This is a genomic window from Scytonema hofmannii PCC 7110, from assembly GCF_000346485.2.
Taxonomy (GTDB): Bacteria; Cyanobacteriota; Cyanobacteriia; order Cyanobacteriales; family Nostocaceae; genus Scytonema; species Scytonema hofmannii.
In genome coordinates, this window is sequence record NZ_KQ976354.1 from 2,176,181 (window position 1) to 2,195,094 (window position 18,914).

Below are 18,914 nucleotides of genomic sequence, written 5' to 3' on the forward strand. Positions count from 1 at the left end.
CCGACTTGATAAACCACCTGCGGACGCTTTACGCCCAATCATTCCGGATAACGCTTGCATCCTCCGTATTACCGCGGCTGCTGGCACGGAGTTAGCCGATGCTTATTCCTCAAGTACCTTCATTTTTTTATTCCCTGAGAAAAGAGGTTTACAACCCAAGAGCCTTCCTCCCTCACGCGGTATTGCTCCGTCAGGCTTTCGCCCATTGCGGAAAATTCCCCACTGCTGCCTCCCGTAGGAGTCTGGACCGTGTCTCAGTTCCAGTGTGGCTGATCGTCCTCTCAGACCAGCTACCGATCGCCGTCTTGGTGCGCTCTTACCACACCAACTAACTAATCGGACGCGAGCTCATCTTCAGGCAGCAAGCCTTTCACCCATGGGCACATCCGGTATTAGCAGCCGTTTCCAACTGTTGTCCCAGACCTGAAGCCAGATTCTCACGCGTTACTCACCCGTCCGCCACTAAACCCCTAAAGGTTCCGTTCGACTTGCATGTGTTAAGCATACCGCCAGCGTTCATCCTGAGCCAGGATCAAACTCTCCGTTTTGGTTTGTTTGTTTAGCTCTATCTCTAGTTGAATTTTTCCCTTCAACCAAGGGTTTTATTCTTTACTTACGCCAGGTTTTAGCTGTATAATTGCTTCCAAACTATAGAATTTTCAAGGTTCGGCTCCTTTCGGCGTCGCTCATTTGTGCGCCCGCCTCATCAGGCACTTTTATATAGTAGCGACCTCACTTCCGTCTGTCAAGTAATTCCGAAAAAAAAATTCGGAATTTTTTTTTGAGCATCCCAAACCCTTATATTGATAGGCGTAGGCAACAATGGGATATGCACGCTTCGTATATATAAAGAGGTAACTTGTGAATTTTCAGTCGATAATAGCCATCTTGCATAAGTTTTGGAGCGATCGCGGATGCCTCATTGCTCAACCCTACGATATGGAGAAAGGAGCAGGCACCAAAAACCCCCACACTTTTTTAAGAGCATTAGGACCAGAACCTTGGGCTGTAGCTTACGTTGAACCTTGTCGCCGTCCTACCGATGGGCGTTATGGTGAAAATCCCAATCGCTTCCAACACTACTACCAGTACCAAGTCCTGATTAAACCATCGCCAGATAATATTCAAGAGATATATCTCGATTCCTTAAGAGCTTTAGGTATCCGTCCAGAAGATCGCGATATCCGATTTGTAGAAGACAATTGGGAAGATGCAACTGTAGGGGCGTGGGGTACTGGTTGGGAAGTTTGGTTAGATGGGATGGAAATCACTCAATTTACTTACTTCCAACAATGTGGAGGAATTGATTGTCGCCCAGTGTCAATTGAAATGACCTATGGCTTGGAAAGATTGGCAATGTACCTCCAAGGAGTAGAAGCAATGGTGAAAATCCATTGGACAGATAACATTACCTATGGAGACGTTCACCTCCAAGGAGAAATTGAACAATGCGTTTACAACTTTGAAGCGTCCAATCCTGAAATGTTGCTCGCACTATTTAATATGTACGAGCAAGAAGCGCAGCAACTGACAGAACGAGGACTAGTATTACCTAGCTTGGATTACGTAATCAAGTGCTCCCACACTTTTAACCTCTTAGATGCCAGAGGCGTCATTTCTGTAACAGAGAGGACTCGATATATTGGAAGAATCCGTCATCTAGCACGTAAAGCAGCGCAACTATATGTAGAGCAACGAGAAAAGTTAGGTTTTCCGCTTTTAAAGAAGTTATCACCTAAATGATCCACACTATGCTCTTGTGGTACGGGCGTCCCCGCCCGTGCATTAAAGGCGGCGGGCATCCCCGCCCATACCACAATGTGGTCTAATAAGAGTAAAAATTGCTGTCAAAAAGTAAGATAACTAACCATAACCTTACTTACAGAGTCAAATCAAGTAAAGTAAGAAGTAGAAGCTTATCAGGAGCAGCTATGTACGTACTAATTGGTGGAGCAGGCTTAGTGGGGCTGAGTTTGGCTCAAAAATTGGTAGAACTAGGGCATACTGTTGCTGTCATTGACATCGATCCTACTGCATGCCGCTATGCCCGCGAACAAGTGGGAGCAATGGCTTTTGAAGGAAGTGCCGTCAGTACAGAAGTATTATTAGAAGCTGGCATTCGTAAAGCTAACGCCCTAGCCGCTGTTCTAAGAAGTGATGCTTTGAATTTAGCAATGGTAACTCTTGCCAAGCACTACGGCGTTCCCCATATTTTGTCTCGGATGCGCCATCCCGATTTTGTAGAACCGTTACGTTTAGCTGGAGCTAATCATATCATCAGTACTGTAGATCTGGCGGTTTCAAAAATGGTCAACGCTATTGAGTATCCGCAAGTAGAATCAATGATGCATTTTGAGCAGGGACAAATTGAGGTGTTGAAACTTTCCATCCCCAACAACTGCTATGTTGTTGGTCGTAGCGTAGCCGAAATTGCTCAAGATTCTCGCTTTCCCACAGGCTCTCTCATTATTGGCTATCAACCTCATCCCCGCGAAGATTTAACAATTCCTAACGGCAGTACAGTATTAGAACCAGATTCAACTGTATTGGTTGTAACAAAACCAGGGTCATTGCATCAAGTTATTGATTTTATTGAAGGCTGTAAATAATTTAATGAAGCTGTATCTACATTTTTATTTAGCCATTGCTTTTCTTTTTTTTACGTCTTGCACATCATTAGAGAGTTCACCAAAGGCAAACTCCAAGACAACTCAAGCAAATTCATCTCACCCAGAAGTGACTTTGGAGAAAAATTTTAAGATAGCAATGGGTCAAACCATTTATGTTCCCGTTTATTCACACATTTATCATGACGATAAGCAAAAGATTTTAGATTTAGCGGCTACGCTCAGTATTCGTAATACAGATTTAACAAATCCTATCATCATTACTGATGTACGCTACTATGATTCAAATGGCAAATTAGTTCAGCAATATTTACAGCGTCCTATCCAACTGGCTCCCCTAGCTTCTGATGATTTTTTTGTAGACAGAAGTGACACTAGTGGAGGTTTAGGAGCCAATTTTATTGTGGAGTGGGTATCCCAAACAGAAATATCAGAGCCTATAGTGGAGGCAGTTATGATTGCTACTGAATTCCAACAAGGAGTTTCTTTTATTAGTCCAGGCAAGGTCATTAAAAGTCAAAAAAACAATAAAAGCTCATCTTCAAAGCAAGGGTCTTAAAAAGTAATTAATCATCTTCTAGTTTCAGCAATTGCTCATCAATTTTTTTTAACCGCCCACCCACAATTTCTTCTGAAAGAATTCGCTTACGTATTGCTTTGTTTAATGCTGATTTCTCCGCTAGCAGTAACTGTCGGCGAATGGCATCGAGTTTTTTGTGTTCGCCACTTTTGATATCAAATTCATCTGAACGGCGATTATAGAATTCTCGTAATGCCTTTTCTGCACCTGCAACTTGCACTTGGTAACCTGAACGCATTTCTTCGTAGATAGCTTTTGGTAACACCCCTGTTTTCAATAGGGTATCTAATTCATCCTGCGCTGCCTTAGACGCGATTAACTGGGCTTGCAATTGTTCAACCTGCTGTTGAGCCTCTGAAATTTGAGATAATTTTAAGCGTTTTACCAGCCAGGGCAAGCTTAATCCTTGACCTACTAATGATACCAGTACGCTACCAAAAATTAAAGTGATGAGACCTTCTCGCCCCGGTAGTGTGGTAGGTAAGCTTAACGCCAACGCCATTGAGAGTGAACCTTTGATGTTGCCGAGAAATAGTAAATGTTGCCAGCGTAGAGGAATTGGGCGGTCAAACCAACGAATACCTGCTAACAGTGGGTAGACTGTAAAAACTCGTCCGACTTGATATGCCAAAACTGCAAGTAGAATTGCAGGTAAAGATTTCCAGAGCGTTACTAGGTTTATTTCTACACCAATCAGCAAAAAAATAAAGGTGTTCGCACTAAAACTGGCATATTCCCAAAAACTCAACAAGGTGATGCGACTAGAAGCGGAAGTATTGCGAGAAAGTCCGAAATTTCCAAAAATTAATCCGGCGACAACTACAGCCACAGCACCTGATACACCAAGAAATTGACCAACTTGAAAAGTTCCCAATGCAACTGCCACAGTCAGTAAAAGACTGCTCAGAGGATCGTCTAAACGGGTAAATACAGGTATGCTTAAGTAGCCCAAGACTAAACCAACAAGGCAACCTCCTAAAGCAATAAATAACAATTGTTGGATACCCTCTAAGAACGTGAGCGAACCTGTCGAATAAATTTGCAAAATCAGGTTGAACGAAACTAGAGCAGCAGCATCATTAAATAAAGTCTCTCCTTCAACGATGGTGGAAAGCCGTGAGGGTACTGGAATCTCCTTAAAGACGGCAATCATTGAAACCGTATCCGTGTTTGCCAGAATAACTCCTACAAATAGAGCGGGGAGCCAACTCAGCCCCAACCCAAATTTCAACATCAGGGCAATAATAGCACTAGAAAATACAGCCCCCGGACCAGCTAGGAGAGCAATTGGTTTAAACGTGCTTCGCAGGCGGCTGATATCTGTATTGATGCCTGCATCAAATATTAAAATCGGCAGAAAAAGATTCAAAACAAGGGAAGGATCTAAACCAATACGACGAGACAAGAGCTCGGTGATGGGCAAACCAGCCAACACTAAACCTGTAACGTAAGGAATACGCAGCTGTCGCGTTAACAGGGCAACGCCGGTGGCTAAAAGCAGCAGAATAATTGAAACACTGACTAAGGAAGCTACATCCACATTAAATAAACATTTCCGACTATTTTGTCGCCGCTTCTAAAAGTTTGGACAAAGTTACCATAAGGTGAAAAATCTGGACAAACCCAACTCCACGGTATAAGTTCGCTCAACTAGAAGTGCGTTTTTGCTTGCTATGACCAAATTGCTCTGACCATTGCTTGACCACTAGTTCCCAGTTAGAGATACTGAAATAATCATGACGAGATGATATTCCAGCACGAGACTTAAGAAGTTTATTCAGTTGATACCAAAAGCTCCACACGTGCTTTCCTTCCTTCACGGAAAGATAGGCGGAGACGGAGCGAGGTAGTTTTTCAGTTAATCTCATACCACGTCGGGCAATAGCCAATGCTGCGGCTTCATCACTAGCTAAACCATATTGACGTGCATATTTTACTAAACCAATGATACTCGTATATGCCGGATTTACCTTCATCAGGTAAATACCACGATTACTTAGAATACTTTCTAATAATTCATAAAATCGGCTATATGCCCAACTAGATAGCATTCGCGCATATTTTCTACCACCCTCACGAAGTTGTTCTTTTTTGGCAGAAAATTCTAATTCCTCACAAACAATTGGACAAGCGTATTTTAAAGCAAGCTTGACTAATTTTAAGCAAGCTTCCACAATTTGAGCATCTTGTAAGCCAGACGGCAATCCCATCTGTAACGGTATTTGTCCATGTGCTTTGAGATTGCCATCACGGTCAACATATGCCCATCCGATGGAGCCAGGGTTCAGATCGATTCCAATGCAGCCATAAACTGAATGCCTGGAAACTTGTTCTACTGGCGATGGCGTAAACTGTATTCCTACGTTCCATTTGCCGTTTTTACGATAAAAATGCCAGGTTTTAGCACTATCTTTGGGTAATCTGTTGATTTTGCGCTCGAAGTTACCTAAGTTGGTTTGGACGTATTTACCAAATTTTGATTCTAAGCAAGCAGGAACGCGAAATTTCAGGGTAGTACCATTCCATTGGCAAACCTGATTCCCAAAGGATTCATCCTTAGAGCCAACAATAAATACTTGATTTTTGGAAATGACTGTATGAATTGGTGCAGCTTTTAAATGCTCAATCTGTTTACTTAATTGGTAGGCACGACGCTTTTTATTATGGAGTTGAAACCTTAAGTATTGCCAATTAGTGTTTTTATATTTAATTGAACAAGATAAAGGAAACTTACATCCTGCCTTAGATTTATGCCAATTCTTCTTGGCATAGAACGATGAAGCATTTTTCAGCTTTTTTTCTGATTTGGCAATCCAAGTGTTAATTGATTTTAAGTTACCTTCTAACGTTTTTATATGGTTTAATCGATTTTTCTTAGATGCATCCACTGCACCTTGAACATAACTGATAACACCATTAGCATGACGTTTGGAAATATAGTAAGTTTTTTGTAAATAGGTATTCCAACTAGATTTATCGAACGATTGACCGGACAAAAGATAATTGGCTGTCTCACACGCTGCTTTATGGAATACCGGACTGTATGCAGTTAAGAACATCTCAAATTCAGTAAATCCTAAACTATTTAATTCTTCTGCTGGTGTCGGTAATCCTTTAACGTAGGTGAGAGTGATCATTTTTTGAAAATTTTAGGATATATATAGCAGTATACCACTATGGAAAAATTTTGTATATGCCTTTTCAGAAAAATCATAAATATCGATGGCAGTCTCATCAAGATAGGAGTTTAGATAAAGCACCTATTTGCTTTAAAGGGTGGGAGGGACAAAAGGAAAAACTTAAAGCCGTTCCTAACTGGCAACAACGACTCAGGGAATATGTAGATCAACTTCTTTCAGACTTCTCCACAAAGGGGAGTGATGGGTAAATATGGGGAGGAATTAAGTTACAGTTCCTTACCCTACTAGGCTAATTACAGCATTATTCTACAACTACGTGGTAAACTACCTACGCCTACCCCTTACGGGTAGGTGTAGGCTTTCAGAAGCCCTGGAGTCTTGCTCACCGACAAATTGCAAGCAAGAAACTCCGAACCGCAGGGACAGTTTACAGACGCCCCTAATTGCTTAATTACGTTGGCCGCGTTTTAGTCCGCGTCTCCCTTCCAATTGCAGTGACCACAATGGTAGTCTTTACCATTGCGATAAGACTTCCCTGAAACTGGATGGATGTGCAAACATTTGTGGCACGTTTGGGATGTGTAACGCGGATCTACAAGCACAACGGGTACGCCATAAATATTAGCTTTGTAGTGGATAAACAGTTTTAGCTGAAAAAACGACCAAGAGTTAGCCAAAAACCTTTGCTCGCGGCTTCTGGGCTGCTTGTTAGTATGCTCTCTGATGCCCGTCAGGTTTTCTAAAACGATATGCGAGTACGATTCGTACCGCGCTTCGTTTCAGTGGGGGACTCCTAACGGGTTAGTTGAACTAAATCTTTATCGTTTCAAGCCCAAAGTCACCGAACAAAAAAAACAAGCTGTGAAATTTCAGTTGGATAAATTGTCCAAAATTGTTACATATTTTTAATGGAGTGTTATTTTGCCAACAATCAAGGTTTGTGACGCATGGTCAATCTCACTGAAGCTTTAGAACCTATTGCAGCTTTGTTCCGCTCTTTAGGTATTCCCGATATCATAGTTCATTGGGGACATCCCGCAATGATGGGGATTGTAATTTTTGTTATGGGTAGCTTTGTTGGATTCACAGGCTGGCGGGGACGACTTGTAGAAGACAAAGATACAGCAATCCAAAGCCGCAGCGCTCATCGTAAGATAGCACCATGGATGTTGTTGTTCATCGCGCTTGGTTACACGGGTGGCGTTTTGTCCTTAGTAATGCAACGCCAACCAATTCTGGAAAGTTCTCATTTTTGGACAGGCTCGATTTTACTGTTACTGTTATTCATCAACGGTGCAATTTCTTTTAGCGGCTTTGCAGGAAATAAAAGTTCGTTACGTATGCTCCATGCTTATTTGGGTAGTACAGCACTTTGTCTCATGTTTGTACACGCCTTACTCGGTATAAAGTTAGGTACAAATTTTTAACAATTTTTTGTCAAAATTTTGTTACACTTTCAGAAAAAAAGTCTAAACTTATACAATCAAGACTTGCGTAAGCAGGTTGAATTAAATAGATGAAGTCCGCTTGTAACGGACTTTGCCTTTTTAGCAGCGAATTCTGTTTTCTAGGTTTTTGTTTGATGATTCAGACAAGTGGTGTCATTATCTGTCTTTTCTATATTCTGGGGTTACTGTTAACAGCAGTTCCTTGGAGTGGTGTTTGGGTGATGATTTTAGGCATAGCAGGTGCGGTTTTTTCTCGGCAAAAACAAGTTAATCGGAGAAAATTTCCTAGAAATAAGGAAAATTCTCAAGCATTAACTCAAACAGTATCGAGATCGCAACCCATCTCTTCCAAAGTATGGTTAGTGGCTGGAGTGGTAGGATTGTTGGCAACCATCTATTTTCAATTGCGAGTCCCTCAACCAGCAAAAAATGATGTAAGTCGGTTCGTTCCGTCAGAAAATAACAATCAAGAACAACTTTTTATTGTTCGCGGTGAAGTCCTGAGTACACCTCGTGTAACCCGCCATCAGAGAGGACAATTTTGGTTAGAAGCAACTCAGTTAGATGAAGTCAAAAGTGTTAGCAATTCTTCGAGTACAAGTAAAGGGGTAGGAGGAAAATTATACGTCACTGTACCTATACTCCAAGCGACTGGACTACATCCAGGTCAGCAAGTTGCTGTCACTGGTATTTTATATAAACCACAACCAGCACTTAATCCTGGTGGTTATGATTTTCAAAAATTTCTCAAGCAAGAAGGTACTTTTGCTGGTTTAAGCGGACGGCAAATGAGTATCCTGGATGAGGGAAACCAATGGGGAGGGTGGAAAGTTCGGGAACAGATTGTGCGATCGCAAGTTCGGTGGTTGGGAGTTCCGAATGGTCCTCTTGTGAGTGCGATGGTTTTGGGTAGTAAAGCTGTTGACTTACCCTACGACATTCGCGACTGGTTTGTCCAAGTAGGCTTAGCCCACGCTTTAGCAGCTTCAGGGTTTCAAACTTCTCTAATTTTAGGTGTGGTCTTGGGTTTAACATCTAAGACAAAAAGAGGAATCCAAATTCTACTTGGAAGCGCTGCTCTTTTAATCTTCCTAAGTTTAGCAGGTTTCATTGCACCAGTTGTCAGAGCTGTCATTATGGGATTTGCCGCATTAATTGGCGTGGGATTGAAACGTCAAGTCAAGCAATTAGGTGCTTTACTAACTGCAGCAGTACTTATGCTGCTATTTAATCCACAGTGGATTTGGGATTTAGGATTTCAGCTTAGTTTTTTAGCCACATTTGGATTAATCACTACAGCCACTCCTATAAATCAACGACTGCAATGGATACCCCCTAGCATTGCTTCCTTAATTTCAGTCCCCCTTGCTGGGATGATTTGGACATTACCTCTACTTCTACATTTGTTTAGCGTCATACCCAATTACAGCATAATAGTCAATGTTCTTTCTACCCCGTTAATTTCCATAATTAGTCTTGGAGGAATGATCAGTGCATTAGTAAGTCTGGTCTCAAGCGATTTAGGCAGTACTTTAGCCTTTGCACTTTATTATCCTACACATTGGTTAATTCAATTAGTAGAATTTTTTGTCAACTTACCAGGGAAAATCGTAGCTGTTGGTAGCATATCTATTGGTCAAATGTTAGCAATTTATGGATTGCTTAGCTTGGTTTGGTTAGTAAGTTGGTGGCAAAAGCGTTGGTGGTTTGCAACTGCGATCGCTCTGGGTTTGATATTTATTCCTGTTTGGCATTCAGCAAACAATCTATTTCGAGTTACTTTATTAGCATCAGGTTCAGAACCAATTGTTGTCATTCAAAATAAAGGAAAAATAACCCTCATTAATAGCGGTCAGGAAGAAACAGGAAGTTTGGCAATTCTACCCTTTTTAAAACAACAAGGAGTCAATAAAATAGACTTGGCAATTGCTTCTAATTTCCAATCCAGTAATGGAAACGGTTGGACAAAAATACTACAAGATTTGCCAATAGCCACTTTCTATGAATATTCTCCCAAGCCAGAGAATAACGTAGCTAGCATGGCAATTCAAAAGGAATTACAAAAGAGCAAAGGAATTTATCAACCTTTATCAGTTGGTCAAACGATAAATACAGATTCAATCGTTATACAATTACTCAACAATAAATTCCCCATATTACAATTGCAAATTTTAGATCGGAATTGGTTATTTGTAGGTGATATTGAACCCGCAGAACTGCGTCAGCTAACAACAGGAGCAATTCCTCGCCCGCAAGTGCTGTGGTGTTCCAGTCGCTTACTCAAAGAACTCGTTCCAGTACTACAGCCACAAGTTGCGATCGCACCAAGCGCAAACTTCGATCCAAAAACGGGATCAGATCTGCAAACCAGTCAGACAAAACTCTTTTTTACAGGAAGAGACGGTGCAATTCAATGGACTCCCAACGGTGAATTTGAAGCGTTTATTCAGGTAGCAGAAAATAAGACCTCAACTTTATGATGTGCAGTAAAGACGCGCCATGGCGCGTCTCTACATCTAACCCCTGACTCCTATATTCCCCAATGCATCTAAAAATTTATCAACACTTTCTTGACGGCTATTAAAACCCATAAGCCCAACACGCCAAACCTTACCTGCAAGTTCGCCCAATCCTCCCCCAATTTCAATATTATGCTCGTTCAATAACTGCCTCGCGATCGCTTTACCATCGACTCCCTCAGGAATGCAAACTGTTGTTAGCGTTGGGAGACGGAATTCTCGCTGAACGTGCAAAGTTAGTCCCAAATCCTCCAATCTGTCCCAAAGATATTCTGCATTCTTTTGATGGCGCTGCCAACAGTTTTCCAATCCCTCTTCTGCAATCAGGCGTAACGCCTCCCGCAACCCATAATACAAATTAATGGGAGCAGTATGGTGATAGATCCGTTCTTGACCCCAGTACTTGTTCAGCAACGTCATATCCAAGTACCAGTTAGCTACCTTATTCGGACGCTTTTGCAATTTCTCAACTGCACGAGGACTCATTGTAAATGGTGAAGCCCCTGGCGAACAACCCAAACCTTTCTGGCTGCAACTGTAAGCCAAGTCAACTCCCCACTCATCCAAAAATATGGGAACACCACCCAAACTCGTGACTGTATCTACCAGTAGCAAACAGCCAAATTCGCGACATAGATCGCCAACACCTTCCAAAGGTTGACGTGCGCCTGTAGAAGTTTCAGCATGAACTAAAGCCAACAGACTTGGACGATGAGTTTCCAAAGCACTCCGCAATTCATCCAGAGTAAACACTTGTCCCCAAGATTTTGCGATCGTTCTTACATCTGCACCATATCGCCCCGCCATATCCACAAGACGATTGCCAAAGTAACCCATCACACCAACTAAGACAACATCACCGGGTTCTACAGTATTCGCGATCGTTGCTTCCATTGCAGCAGTTCCCGTACCTGAAACCGCAATCGTCAAAGGGTTTTCCGTTTGCCATGTATAACGTAAGAGTGACTGAATTTCATCCATCAGCCCCAGAAAAGCAGGATCGAGGTGTCCCAGTGGGGAAGTGTTCATTGCTTCAAGAACTGTAGGATGGGCGTTGGATGGTCCCGGTCCTAACAGAAGACGAGATGGGACTGCAAGAGGTGCGAGTTGCAGTCGTTGGTTATTGTTAATTGAGAGAGTTTGCATTATTTATTTCTCAGCATGTACATAATCCACAAAGTAAAATTTAGGGCTTAAGAAGAATTTGAGCCAAGCGTAAGCTGATAAGCTTAAAAGTGCTAAAACAATCAAGGGTACACCGAGCCTAACTCGAAGTGCATCGGGAAAGGTTGCAACTGCTGAAACAATAATGACAAAGCATCCCAAAAATATCCATTGCAGGCGCTGTATATTTTTCAGCGCACCTCGACAGCTACTACAATGTTGAGTATGTTGCTTGTAACGATTAAGTAATTCTCGACGACTATAGTTTGTTGTCAAACTTTCTGGAACACTAATTCCAACTTCGCTCCACGGTAACTGTCCGTGACAATATTTATCAAACCATCTCCGAAACTCAATAATCAAGCGGTCTGCACCTGTGGGTAGTTTGTAAGCAGTTTTCCAGTTAGCTTTTTCCTGTTGGAGAAAATGCTCTTGCTGGTGTAAAAGAATCATATCTCCATCAAGGACTTGATTGCGATTTTGAATGTGATCCCACCAACGGGGTATAAGACGATAAAGCGTTTTAGCAAAGTTACGGGGAAACTGAGCTACAATTCTTGATTTACCAGGAGAGACTGGTATACAATAGGTTACAAGCCCTAACCGTTTTCCTTGATTTCCAAAAGCGATCGCGTATTCTAAGCGACAAGGTGGCTCAAAAGTAATTGTTGTTTTGTACCCTCCTTGATTGGTAACTTGAATAAGATTTGGTGTTGATTGTACAACTTTCATGTTCATAGGAGTTGCTTTTTCGCGATCGCCCTGTACTCCATGATGGGCAAAAGGAACATGACTGGGGTCTGCTACATTTTCTACAAGGGTTTGCCAGTCATAATCCAAATCCCGTACAAAAGAAGACCACACAAAACCTTGACTTGCATCAACCTGAGGCGACAGAGGTAACGGTGTATTAGCTGCTCGATCGGCAGAATTCACATCAGGCCAAACCCAGAGTAAACCATTTTCCTGACAGCAAGGAAATGCGATCGCACACAGTTGTTTGTTCTCAGTCACCAATTCTGGCTTTTCTGCTTGGGGAATGTGAGTGCAAATCCCTTGAGAATCAAATTGCCAACCGTGATAACTGCACATTAAATTGCCAGTCTTCTCATCAATTCGTCCTTCACTCAACGGAGCAAGACGGTGGGGACATCGATCTAAAAAGACTTGGAAATTTTCCGATGACTTTGGTTTCCAAATGACCAAACGGAGTCCCAGAAGCGTGACTGGTGTTGGTCGCGTTGAGTCCAGGTCTTCTATAGGTGATATGGGATACCAATTTTCCAAAAAATTGAATTCCGTATGCATATGTACCATTGTGTTCGGTTTTGTGCTTTTGCGACTAGAAGTCACGGCTATACAAACAAAACCCACCTACGTGAGTTTCAAAACCTTGATTCTTTTCTAGTCCGCGTCGGCGGACTTTGTTTGTATAGTAGCTCATTATATGAGGCCAGGACTGTTAAAACATCCTCTAAGCTCTATCATATCTAAGTAATCGTTAGCAAATGCTTTCCGTAGAAGTGAATAAGGAATAAATTCATCATACTTTTGCATCTGTGGCGCTTCAGAAGTACTGACTAAAGCTTCATTAGGAATTCTTTGCTCGCATAGAGAAATAATTTCTGATTCTAAATATTTAAATTTTTCTGGGGCTAATTTAATGATTAAAAAATAAGGATTATTGCCACTCATATTTTTAATTTCTAGAGATTCTCGACAAAAACAGTTTAGCAATCGTTCCAAAGTACGATAAGCAACTGTACCCATCCAAGGAAAAATACAACACTTACCGTTTTCCAATGGCAAAATATAATTTTTATCCAATCCAGAAGCTTTTGCCAATTTGCGAACAGACTGCAACCGTTGTAAGGCATTTTTTTGTAAATAGCTATATTCTGTTTCTTCACACAACACCCGACGCATACGTTGCAAAACTTTTGTATGAATATTACCACTACCACCACGCCAGTAAATACTTCCTTGACCGTCTCCCGGCTTGACCAAAACAATCCTTTTTTTGAAATCAACTTCTGTAACTTCCCAAGTTCTACCCGCCAAAGCAAAGGTATTTCCCACAGGAAGTGGTGCTACTATACTACCAATTTCCGTATTACCTTGCTTGACAACATACTCTTGATTATCAGAAAATACAGCGTAGAATTGAAATTTTCCTACAACTTTCTCTCCAGCCAAACCAATAATAACCCTACCTTGTTCAATGACCTGAATATGATTAATATCAATCAAATAATCCAATAAAAGTTTAAACTCCTCTCTAGAGACAGCAGCGAAAGTTGGCAAACTTAAAACTAGCTTTGCCAAGCTAGCAGGTGAAATCTCCCCTTGAGACAATAAAATACTCATCATTTGTTGATACAACAAACTCCAAGGATATTTAGACGTCCTAATTGGCTCAATCCAACGCTCCTCTAAATAAAGTTGAATAATAGCAATACACTGCAAAAGTTGCCAAGGGATTTGTTCCGGTAAAGACGTTTCTGAAGATATCTCCTCCTCAGCACACACAAAACGCATATCAGCAGGTGTTCCTCTTCTCCCACTACGCCCCAACCTTTGTAAAAAACTAGCAACAGAAAGAGGAGACTCCAACTGAATCACGCGTTCCAAATAACCAATATCTATACCTAATTCTAAAGTTAACGTCGCAGCCGTCACAGCCGGACTATTTGGTTCGCGCATAGCAGCTTCAGCAGCTTGACGCAATCCAGCAGAAATACTACCATGATGCACGTAATAAATATCCCCCTCCCCCACCTCACAAGCAATTTTACGTAACGCACCAATAACCGATTCAGTCTGAGACTTATTATTAGCAAAAATCAGACACTTTCGCCCTTTACTCAAACTAAAAATATACCTCTCACATTCACTTATCTCCTCCCCTCCTCCCTCCGCGCCCTCTGCGCCTCTGCGGTTCATATCACCAACAAAAAAATGCTCCACAGCCAACTTAATTTGACGCTTACCCACCTCAACCTTTGGAGTTATAACCGCCCTTCCAGTCCCAGAACATAACCACTCCTCAGCCATACAATAATCCCCCAGCGTCGCCGACAAACCAATTCTTCGCGGTTCCTTTTTAATAACCCTCTCCAACCTCGCCAACTGACAAAGAATTTGACCACCACGTTCCGAACCCATAAAAACGTGAATTTCATCAATAATAACAAACCGCAAATCTCCAAACAAACGCAACAATTCATTGTGCTTATTAATCAACAAACTTTCCAAAGATTCCGGCGTAATTTGCAAAATTCCTCTAGGGTTTTTTAAAAGCTTATTTTTATGACTTTGAGAAACATCACCATGCCAAGAACACACAGAAATTTCAGCTTCTTTTAACAAGCCATTCAAACGTTCAAATTGGTCATTAATCAGAGCTTTAATAGGACCAATATACAACGCTGCAATTGTAGTAGTAGGGTTTTCATATAATTCAGTCAAAACAGGGAGAAAAGCTGCTTCCGTTTTTCCCGAAGCAGTTCCAGCCGTCACTAGTAAATGAGCATCCGTGTTAAAAATAACTTTACAGGCTTCGATTTGCACTGGTCTTAATTCAGTCCAGTTGCGATCGTAAATATATTCCTGAATAAAGGGTGCAAGTTTGGAAAAAATAGCATCACTCATGCAATCTATACAGTATGTCTAAGTAGAAATAATAGTAGCGCTACCCTAATTATAGAGTAGCGCCATGTTTATTATTAAATTCAGGGATAAAATATAGAAATTGGCTCCCTGAGGTTTACTATAAATTAAGTGCGTCTTAAGTTCTTATACTGCACTACGGGTGACTAAATTCCAAACGAAAATAGCGACAAGCGCACCAACGACTGCTAACGCGATACCGGGGATACTAAGAGCAGAAGCTGCTAGCGAGAATTGTCCCGTGCTAAAGAAGACGCCCAAACTACCACCTACAAAAGCACCGATAATTCCTAACAAAATTGTTCCAAAGATTCCACCACCCTGATGACCGGGGTAGATAGCCTTAGCGATCGCACCAGCAATTAGACCTAAAACAATCCAAGCAATAATGTTCATTGTTTTTTTTGAGGTAAACTTTTTTCTTTGACAATTACAGAATAACAATTCAAATATGAATATCCAATCTGTCATCAGAATTAATTATTCACAAGTCTTAAGGATGACTCAACTGGGTTTATTTCTTAAGACATAGATCGCCATTAAGAAAATTAAAAACCTCCTAGATGGGTCTCAAACTAGGAGGAAACAAATTCATTGCTTGGTAATTGCAGTATAGGGATTTTTCAGAACCAAGCTGTTATACCAAAGGAATAAAACTCAAGAATGAGGATTCATCTTATGTAGCGGTTCAATTTGGGAAAGCGATCGCGAAGCGCAAGCTGTACCCAGCTTATCGCACGAATCACCTTGAGTGCGTTCGACAGACTGCTTTTATCGTGGCGCAGACAAAAAATCTTGAGAAATCTGGTCGGAAAGTGCATATTTTGGCAAACCTGTAAAGGTTACGAGCAAGGGAGAAAGGCGGTTTTCAATTGGGTGGAATACATAAAAAAGTTATGGAACCGCAGATGAACGCGGACGAACGCGGATGTATCTGTACTTCAATAAGAGTGAAAATTGCTATAGATGGAGGGCTTTTAAAATTCTACTTCTTTTAAGACTTCGTCCATTGGGTAATCTGGGTCGGCAAAATTTAGCGATACTTCACACCGAGTCAATGGAAACGGTTCTAACAACTTATCTTTTTCCCAACTCTCCAAGCGCCACCACAAAGTTTGCACTGCTCTTTCTTTACCCTCAACAAATTCAAAAGTAATTTCACCGATATTATTTAATCCCACAATTTCTTTGCCTTTTGTTCTATGAGAAGTGTAATCCCGGTAGTTTTTTGCCATTGCTAAGTATTGTTCCAAAGGTAGCTTGCGATTTTGACCTGGTAGAGGAGCTTTGACAGAATATGGTATAGTAGAATGTGAGTCTTGTGGTTCGTTGATGTCTTCTAATTCGGCAGACAAAAAGTCAATTCGATACCACCATTCAGGTTTTTTGTTAATTTGTAGCGATCGCAAGAAACTCCGCTGGTTCACTAAATTCAATTTAGCAGGGCTACCTTGAAGTATTAAGGGTAAACACTGAACGGTTTGTTCAACACTTTGGTCAATGAAAGTATAGACATCACCTACTTTGAGACTCTTTTGTTCGGGATTTTCCCATCCCAAAACCTCTACTGTTGGAAGAGCTTTTGTTATGGCAAAAGGGACAAAGCCTTGAGTATGTAATGAATGGCTACCGCCAAATCCTTTGGCTTCGTTCTTTAAGGAACTGCTGGTAAATTGGGCAATGATTGTTTGTAGAGATGGTTTGTGGGGAGATGTGTTATGGTGCGTCTCTACATTATTATTATGATGGTGAGAATTTTGGAAGGGACGGGTTGCAGCATATTGCAACCGGACAGCAAAACTGTAATGAACGTCACCTGATAGGATAATGACACGATTTTTCTGTTCTGGTAGCGCTCTCAATGCGAGTCTTGTCAGTAGCCGTTCAACTGCTGTTTCTTCTAACCCCCAAGCTTCTGGGTCAAAACCCCATGCAGAAGTCCCTAGTTTTTCTGCCATGTTTTTGGCTATCTTTTGTACGGTTTCTAAAAAAGGTAAGCCAATAACTGGGCTTGGGGATACGACTATTGTTATTTTTGCATCTTTTGGGCGAGATATTTTTGATATTTGTTCATCGCAACCTTCTGCACTTAAAAGCGCAGGAAAATCAAAGTCTTTGTCACCAGGAAATCCTCGCCAAGTACGCGTATCTAATACTATAACTTCAAAATTTGGACTTGTTACCGTGTAGTTCCACTTGAGAGAATGTTCTTTGTGTGGTAATTGTCTGGGCTGAGTTTTTTTAATTTCTGCAAGGGTAGGAAAACCAATAGCTCGTGCTATTTCCTGTTCGCTATGTGGATTTGTTCCACAAGAATCTGACCATGACTCAGTTGCTTTCAGCAATGTTTCGCCCGGTTGGTTATTTTCAAACTGGTCTGGTGTATTTCCCCAGCCTTGACATAAAGCATAAGCAAGCAATCCGTTTTGCAACACGCGTTTGCCTAATGGCTGTTTGAGAACGCGATCGCACCACGCCATATTCAGAAACCAGTCATCGGTCATTTCATGGTCGTCAAATATCATGTAGGTTGGAACATTCGCTAAAGCACGTCTAATATCTTTTAGCGTTGAACGAAATTCTTGTAAGTAGCGCAGTTCTTCTTCAAATATAGTTTTTCTCTTACCACTTTTCGCTATATTGGGATAAACATCTTCAAATTCCGGCAAATTTTCTTCTTTTGTCCACAATACATCACTCCAGGCAAATAAATACATTGCTAAAAATTCTCCTAATGTGAAGAGGTGACTTTTTGCAATGTTAGAAATTTTATTCATTTTGCCAAGACTAGCTGTTAGCCCAGCCGTATGCGTTGCTAAATCATTGCGTTGACCTGGATTTAACTCTTCAGGATGATTAACATCTGGAAGTGGTTCTGTCCAACCTAAAAGAGTTTGAGATGCATCCAGGATCGTGAAAAGTAAAGTATCTGCGACATCATCTACATAAATTTGGTCACCTGTCAAGAAAAGTTGATGAGGTCGTTTTTTAGGATTTTCTTCTAATGCTTCTCTAATGATTTTGTCTAGTGCTGCTAATGCATCTAAACTTTCTCCATGAGGTTTGCGACATGAACCGTGAATAATTCGCACATCGTTTATATCATTGGGTACGAGTGCAAAAGTTGGCAAGTCATATCGAGGATACGCAATGTCTTTGATAGAACCATCCAAACTTAAGACACCTGCTTGATTCAGTGTTTCCTCATTACCAAAGTCCAAATTGTATAGATAATTTTCCCCATAGGAAAGTAAATCTGATGATGAAGACTTGGCAGTGACAGCAACTATATGTAAATATGTCCCAAGACGAATAGTCTTTTGGCTTCCTGTTAATAGTAATTTATGACGAATATCAAAGATTTTTAAAGTTACAGTGCGGCTCTCTTTCAAAGCCACCCATACAGTCACAGAATGTATATCGGTTCTTCTGAGGATTGGTCCCGCAAGAACAAGGGGTAGGTTATCGATCCGTTCCTTCAAAGGTATCCATGTCATTGGTCACTGGTCACTGGTCACTGGTTATAGCAATTTTTGCATTTTTGAACATAACTGCTTTGATTTCTACTTTTTTTTTTAGCTTATCTAATTAATCAACAGATTTTCATAAATTTTACTTATTAAATCGAATTCTTGGCGCTCTGGCGTCTTGGCGGTTCGATAAATCAAGGTTTCTAGCAATTTTTGCGTAAGTCCTGACGATAATTGAAGTATCAGAACCCCGATTTCGCGGGAGCATCCCAATTTGGAAAAAACACGCTTGTGATT

General features: G+C 41.2%; 14 protein-coding genes and 1 rRNA gene (1 of these 15 cut by a window edge). 6 read left to right on the plus strand and 9 right to left on the minus strand.

What is annotated here, in order from left to right:
• Positions 1-548, minus strand: a 16S ribosomal RNA gene (locus tag WA1_RS09405); it reaches 739 nt to the left of the window's first position.
• A gap of 313 nt (positions 549-861) precedes the next feature.
• Between WA1_RS09405 and glyQ the strand changes: the two genes are divergently transcribed.
• From glyQ to WA1_RS09420, 3 genes are all read left to right on the plus strand, one after another.
• Positions 862-1,743, plus strand: coding sequence for a glycine--tRNA ligase subunit alpha (gene glyQ, locus WA1_RS09410; protein WP_017743742.1), 882 nt, complete (start codon positions 862-864; stop codon positions 1,741-1,743).
• Between the two features lie 188 nt (positions 1,744-1,931).
• Complete coding sequence (locus tag WA1_RS09415) at positions 1,932-2,609, plus strand: potassium channel family protein (RefSeq protein WP_017743743.1); 678 nt, start codon at positions 1,932-1,934, stop codon at positions 2,607-2,609.
• 4 nt (positions 2,610-2,613) lie between these two features.
• The gene (locus WA1_RS09420) at positions 2,614-3,186 is read left to right on the plus strand and encodes a DUF3124 domain-containing protein (RefSeq protein WP_017743744.1); all 573 of its coding nucleotides are present in this window, start codon (positions 2,614-2,616) and stop codon (positions 3,184-3,186) included.
• A gap of 7 nt (positions 3,187-3,193) precedes the next feature.
• Here WA1_RS09420 and WA1_RS09425 read toward each other — a convergent pair whose 3' ends face one another.
• Positions 3,194-4,747 carry a cation:proton antiporter gene (locus tag WA1_RS09425; RefSeq protein ID WP_017743745.1) on the minus strand — a complete coding sequence of 518 codons (1,554 nt, stop codon included), beginning with the start codon at positions 4,745-4,747 and terminating at the stop codon, positions 3,194-3,196.
• A 106-nt stretch (positions 4,748-4,853) separates the two neighbouring features.
• The gene (locus tag WA1_RS09430; RefSeq protein WP_017743746.1) at positions 4,854-6,344 is read right to left on the minus strand and encodes an IS200/IS605 family accessory protein TnpB-related protein; all 1,491 of its coding nucleotides are present in this window, start codon (positions 6,342-6,344) and stop codon (positions 4,854-4,856) included.
• A gap of 56 nt (positions 6,345-6,400) precedes the next feature.
• Between WA1_RS09430 and WA1_RS09435 the strand changes: the two genes are divergently transcribed.
• Positions 6,401-6,595, plus strand: a complete 195-nt coding sequence (locus tag WA1_RS09435; protein ID WP_017743747.1) for a hypothetical protein — start codon at positions 6,401-6,403, stop codon at positions 6,593-6,595.
• Between the two features lie 219 nt (positions 6,596-6,814).
• On the opposite strand, the gene WA1_RS61620 is transcribed toward WA1_RS09435, so the two are convergent.
• Entirely contained in the window at positions 6,815-7,096 is a 282-nt protein-coding gene (locus WA1_RS61620; RefSeq protein WP_081402869.1) for a zinc ribbon domain-containing protein, read from the minus strand.
• Between the two features lie 198 nt (positions 7,097-7,294).
• Here WA1_RS61620 and WA1_RS09440 point away from each other — a divergent pair, with 198 nt between their 5' ends.
• Entirely contained in the window at positions 7,295-7,774 is a 480-nt protein-coding gene (locus WA1_RS09440) for a DUF4079 domain-containing protein (RefSeq protein WP_017743748.1), read from the plus strand.
• Between the two features lie 155 nt (positions 7,775-7,929).
• The gene (locus WA1_RS09445; RefSeq protein WP_017743749.1) at positions 7,930-10,275 is read left to right on the plus strand and encodes a ComEC/Rec2 family competence protein; all 2,346 of its coding nucleotides are present in this window, start codon (positions 7,930-7,932) and stop codon (positions 10,273-10,275) included.
• Between the two features lie 36 nt (positions 10,276-10,311).
• On the opposite strand, the gene WA1_RS09450 is transcribed toward WA1_RS09445, so the two are convergent.
• The 5 genes from WA1_RS09450 to WA1_RS09475 all read right to left on the minus strand — a co-directional run bounded on the left by WA1_RS09450 (position 10,312) and on the right by WA1_RS09475 (position 18,644).
• A complete protein-coding gene (locus WA1_RS09450; protein WP_017743750.1) occupies positions 10,312-11,460 on the minus strand; it encodes an alanine--glyoxylate aminotransferase family protein in 1,149 nt (382 codons plus the stop codon).
• A 3-nt stretch (positions 11,461-11,463) separates the two neighbouring features.
• Positions 11,464-12,786: an aromatic ring-hydroxylating dioxygenase subunit alpha gene (locus WA1_RS09455; protein WP_017743751.1), complete on the minus strand. Its 1,323-nt coding sequence runs from the start codon at positions 12,784-12,786 to the stop codon at positions 11,464-11,466.
• Positions 12,787-12,921: 135 nt separating this feature from the next.
• Positions 12,922-15,129 carry a DEAD/DEAH box helicase gene (locus WA1_RS09460; RefSeq protein ID WP_017743752.1) on the minus strand — a complete coding sequence of 736 codons (2,208 nt, stop codon included), beginning with the start codon at positions 15,127-15,129 and terminating at the stop codon, positions 12,922-12,924.
• Between the two features lie 144 nt (positions 15,130-15,273).
• Complete coding sequence (locus tag WA1_RS09465; RefSeq protein ID WP_017743753.1) at positions 15,274-15,543, minus strand: GlsB/YeaQ/YmgE family stress response membrane protein; 270 nt, start codon at positions 15,541-15,543, stop codon at positions 15,274-15,276.
• A 581-nt stretch (positions 15,544-16,124) separates the two neighbouring features.
• Positions 16,125-18,644, minus strand: a complete 2,520-nt coding sequence (locus tag WA1_RS09475) for a metallophosphoesterase family protein (RefSeq protein WP_017743755.1) — start codon at positions 18,642-18,644, stop codon at positions 16,125-16,127.
• Positions 18,645-18,914: the final 270 nt, after the last annotated feature.

What these genes read in the sequence shown, in the direction of transcription:
- WA1_RS09455 (WP_017743751.1), bottom strand. Translation starts at nt 12,786, where the DNA reads ATGCATACGGAATTCAATTTTTTGGAAAATTGGTATCCCATATCACCT.
- WA1_RS09445 (WP_017743749.1), top strand. Translation starts at nt 7,930, where the DNA reads ATGATTCAGACAAGTGGTGTCATTATCTGTCTTTTCTATATTCTGGGG.
- WA1_RS09475 (WP_017743755.1), bottom strand. Translation starts at nt 18,644, where the DNA reads ATGACATGGATACCTTTGAAGGAACGGATCGATAACCTACCCCTTGTT.
- WA1_RS09420 (WP_017743744.1), top strand. Translation starts at nt 2,614, where the DNA reads ATGAAGCTGTATCTACATTTTTATTTAGCCATTGCTTTTCTTTTTTTT.
- WA1_RS09435 (WP_017743747.1), top strand. Translation starts at nt 6,401, where the DNA reads ATGCCTTTTCAGAAAAATCATAAATATCGATGGCAGTCTCATCAAGAT.
- WA1_RS09465 (WP_017743753.1), bottom strand. Translation starts at nt 15,543, where the DNA reads ATGAACATTATTGCTTGGATTGTTTTAGGTCTAATTGCTGGTGCGATC.
- WA1_RS09450 (WP_017743750.1), bottom strand. Translation starts at nt 11,460, where the DNA reads ATGCAAACTCTCTCAATTAACAATAACCAACGACTGCAACTCGCACCT.
- WA1_RS09430 (WP_017743746.1), bottom strand. Translation starts at nt 6,344, where the DNA reads ATGATCACTCTCACCTACGTTAAAGGATTACCGACACCAGCAGAAGAA.
- WA1_RS09440 (WP_017743748.1), top strand. Translation starts at nt 7,295, where the DNA reads ATGGTCAATCTCACTGAAGCTTTAGAACCTATTGCAGCTTTGTTCCGC.
- WA1_RS09415 (WP_017743743.1), top strand. Translation starts at nt 1,932, where the DNA reads ATGTACGTACTAATTGGTGGAGCAGGCTTAGTGGGGCTGAGTTTGGCT.
- WA1_RS09460 (WP_017743752.1), bottom strand. Translation starts at nt 15,129, where the DNA reads ATGAGTGATGCTATTTTTTCCAAACTTGCACCCTTTATTCAGGAATAT.